Raw genomic sequence first — 722 nt, 5'->3', positions numbered from 1 at the left:
TATTTTAGAAATGGGTAACGACTATGTTTATTCAGACACGGATAGTCTGAAAATACTGAACTACGAAACCCACAAAGCCTATTTCAAAAAGTTTGACGATGGAATAGTTAAGAAGATGGAAGCAATGTGTGATTTCTACAAGCTGGATAAGGCGTTACTATCCCCGAAAACTATTAAGGGCGTGACAAAACTTATCGGCGTGTGGGATTACGAGGGAACGTATGAGAAGTTTAAAACGCTCGGTGCTAAAAGATACCTTCAATGTGAGAAGGGGAAACTTAAACTCACTGTCGCCGGACTCTCTAAGCAGAACGGTTTAAACTACATGATGCAACAGGCAAATAATGACGTTGATAAAGTCTTTACTTTATTCGACGATGAACTATACATCCCGGCTGAATGTACGGGTAAAATGACACACCCTTATCAGGACGACGATTATAAATACCAGTGTACGGATTATTTAGGCGTGACCGAAACAGAGGAACCATTATCCGGGGTTCATCTGGAGCCATGCGAGTTTACGCTTTCTCTGTCGCAACAGTTTATGACGTTCTTGGATAACCTGAAAAGTGGGCGACTCTATAAAGGCACTGCGAGGGCATAAGATGAAATACTACAGTACGACAAAAATCGACAAGAAAGACGCAACCTATAACGTTATTTTCGGGGAGCGTTCAAACGGTAAAACCTACGCGCTACTTGAAAAGGGCGTGAAAGAT

At 41.8% G+C, this 722-nt stretch carries 1 protein-coding gene; it reads left to right on the top strand.

The features are described 5' to 3' along the window. Positions 1 to 607: hypothetical protein (locus RF640_RS18940; RefSeq protein WP_368828665.1), on the top strand; the 607-nt coding region annotated here is incomplete at its 5' end. Positions 608 to 722 lie beyond the last annotated feature (115 nt).

Origin of the sequence: Kocuria sp. CPCC 205231 (assembly GCF_040980965.1) — a bacterium.
Lineage (GTDB): Bacteria > Actinomycetota > Actinomycetes > Actinomycetales > Micrococcaceae > Kocuria > Kocuria rosea.
Note: the sequence above shows the minus strand (reverse complement) of the source record. Positions and strands in the feature narration are given on the sequence as shown.